The sequence below is a fragment of the Intestinibacter sp. genome, from assembly GCF_022780145.1.
Classification (GTDB): domain Bacteria; phylum Bacillota; class Clostridia; order Peptostreptococcales; family Peptostreptococcaceae; genus Intestinibacter.
Window position 1 is genome coordinate 1 of sequence record NZ_JALEXO010000170.1, and the last position, 3,050, is coordinate 3,050.

Annotated in this window: 3 protein-coding genes; 1 reads left to right on the forward strand and 2 read right to left on the reverse strand. The window is 31.7% G+C overall.

Annotation, left to right across the window (positions count from 1 at the left end; all coding sequences use genetic code 11):
- On the reverse strand, positions 1-577 hold a 577-nt coding region (locus MR593_RS06830; RefSeq protein ID WP_290691194.1), incomplete at its 3' end, for an amidohydrolase family protein.
- 55 nt (positions 578-632) lie between these two features.
- Complete coding sequence (locus tag MR593_RS06835) at positions 633-2,021, reverse strand: APC family permease (protein WP_290691196.1); 1,389 nt, start codon at positions 2,019-2,021, stop codon at positions 633-635.
- 180 nt (positions 2,022-2,201) lie between these two features.
- Here MR593_RS06835 and MR593_RS06840 point away from each other — a divergent pair.
- Positions 2,202-3,050 (forward strand): protein adenylyltransferase SelO family protein (locus tag MR593_RS06840; protein WP_290691198.1); only part of this gene is annotated, 849 nt, incomplete at its 3' end.

The window sequence follows — 3,050 nt, forward strand, 5'->3', positions numbered from 1 at the left end:
TATCTTTCGCAATATTACAAGCATTTTCTGTGAATACACCATTAGGATATCCATCTTCACCTATTTCAAATGTTCCACCATTGTATTGTGGAGAGTTTCCGTCTAATCCTAACACTTCTATCACTTTCGTATTTGTAGCTAGTATATGACCACAAACTCTATCAAGTACTATAGGAATTTCTGTTGATATTTTATCTAAATCAAATCTATTTGGCATTCTATAGCTATCTTCAAATAGATCTTGATTCCATCCTTGAGCATATAAACCACCTTTTACTCTCTCAGGGTTTTCAGATATATATTTTTTGCATATTTCTATCATTTCATCTATGCTCTTACAACCACTTATTTTAGCTTGATACATTGTTTCTCCAAGACTAAACATATGCATATGAGAATCATTAAGACCAGGTATTACTGTTTTACCTTGACAGTCTATTTTTTCGTCAATATCTGAAGTTGCTAAAATTTCATCATTAGTTCCAATAGCTTTAATTTTTCTATCTTCAATTAAAACAGCTTCTACAAATTTTTCTTTTTCTACATAAATTTTTCCATTGAATAAAACTGTTTTCATTTTTTATTTTCCCCCTATAATTTCACATAATATAATTAGAAATTATACAAATATCCTATGCTGATTTTCCTTCTTTTTTCAACTGTTTATCAAAGTATAAGTAGAATAATATACCTATAGCAGGAACTGCAAATCCAGTTATTGCACTTACTGGATCGTCAAAGAATGTACTTACAACTAATCCTGCGAAAATAAGCGCTGTAATTATTATACTAACTGGATAGAACCAAACTTTGTATGGTCTGTCTATTTCAGGTATTTTCTTACGAAGTACTGGTACAGCTAAAACTGTTAAGAAGTTAAATATCATTGTTTGGAAAACAACTAAATTAGTTAATTGATCTAGGTTTCTCATTAATACTAATATTATAGATATTACCGCTTGAACTATTAATGCAGTTGTAGGAACTTTATATTTAGGATGTAATTTTCCAAATGATTTAAAGAAGTGACCTTCTTTAGCCATTGCATAGTACATACGAGGTTGAGCTAATATTAATCCATTTGTTGAACCAAATATAGCTATTACCATTGCTGCAGTAACTAATATACCACCTGCATTACCAAAAATTAATTTAGCAACTTCTGTTCCTAAATAGTAGTTTCCATCTCCTATCATTGATACTACTGTATCATGAGGTAAAACTCTATATATAGCATAGTTAAATAATGTATAAAGTACTGTTATTCCACCTATACCGATTATTAATGCTAATGGTAAATCTCTCTTAGGATTTTTAATTTCTTCTGTTACTGTGTTTAAATTAGTCCATCCTTCATAAGCCCACAATGAAGCTACAATCGCAAATGCAACCATTGATATAGTTCCTGATGCACCAGAAGATGCTACTTCTTGACCTATACCAAGATCTGGAGTTATTTTACCACAGAATAATGCTGCTCCTAATATTAATAAAATTGGCACTAATTTTGCAACCATAGAAATATTTTGAAGTATTGATGATAATTTTACACCATAACAGTTGTAAATAGTTAATCCTATAATTAATACAACTGCAAATACTTTTATACCTGTGTCGCTAAGTGCTACAAAAGATTTAAGTGCTGTAGGAAGTGCTATAGCTAAAGCAGCTACTGAACCAGGACCTCCTATTAGCCAATCTGAGAACCCAGCTAAGAATCCCACACATGGATGATATGCTTCTGTTAGGTATACCATTCTACCACCTGCTTTAGGCATTGCAGCTCCTAATTCTGCATAACATAATCCACCAAATAGAGATATTATTCCTCCTAGGATCCAAGCTAAAATAGCTAATCCATAGTTGTAATTAGTTCTGTCTAATACATAAGAACCAAGATAGAATATCCCTGAACCTATCATGATTCCACCGATGATACTTACTCCACCGAAAACACCGATTTCTCTTTTGAATTCAGTCTTTTCAGAAGATAATTCTTGTACGTGTTTTTGATCACTCATGGTATTATTCCTTTCTTTTTTTACAAAAATTTTTAATTACTTACAAATTATAACATATGTTGAAAATTCATACAATTATCTAATACCTTCTATTTGTCACCAAATAAGGTTATTTTCTTATTAAATAGGGTATATTATTAAAAAGATATTTAACTAAACTTACGAAAGGAGTACAATTTTATGACAAATAAAATAGTTAAAACTGGGTTCAATTTCGATAATTCATATATAAATCTCCCTAAAAAATTTTACAGCTATGTAGATTTAAAACCTGTAAAATCACCCAATTTAATTATTTTAAATGAAAATCTATCAGATTCACTTGGATTAAATAAAGATTTCTTAAAATCTCAAGAAGGAATTTATATTCTTTCAGGAAATACAAGCGCCGAAAACGGTGCGTATATATCACAAGCATATGCAGGACATCAATTTGGAACCTTCACAATGTTAGGCGATGGACGCGCTTTGCTAATAGGTGAACAAATAACTCCTTCAGGAGAAAGATTTGATATTCAGCTCAAGGGTTCAGGCAGAACTCCTTATTCTAGAAACGGAGACGGTCGCGCTGTTTTAGGTCCTATGCTACGAGAATATATAGTAAGCGAGGCGATGCACGCACTTAAAATTCCAACTACTCGAAGTCTGTCAGTTGTATCTACTGGAGAAGATGTATATAGAGAAAAAATAGAACAGGGTGCTATACTAACTAGAGTTGCTTCTAGCCATATTAGATTTGGAACCTTTGAGTACGCATCATATATGCTAGGTCCTGATAAATTAAAAGCTCTAGCAGATTATACTATAAAGAGACATTTTCCATTTATAGAAAACAGCGAAAATAAATACATTGATTTTATCAATGAAGTTATGAGACGCCAAATTAAACTCGTAGCTAAATGGCAAAGTGTAGGGTTTATACACGGTGTTTTAAATACTGACAATATGAGTATATGTGGAGAAACTATCGACTATGGACCTTGTGCTTTTATGGATGTCTATGATCCTGACACTGTTTTTAGCTCTATA

Bases quoted from the DNA above. Each gene is read 5' to 3' on its own strand.
- MR593_RS06835 (WP_290691196.1), bottom strand. From the start codon at position 2,021: ATGAGTGATCAAAAACACGTACAAGAATTATCTTCTGAAAAGACTGAA.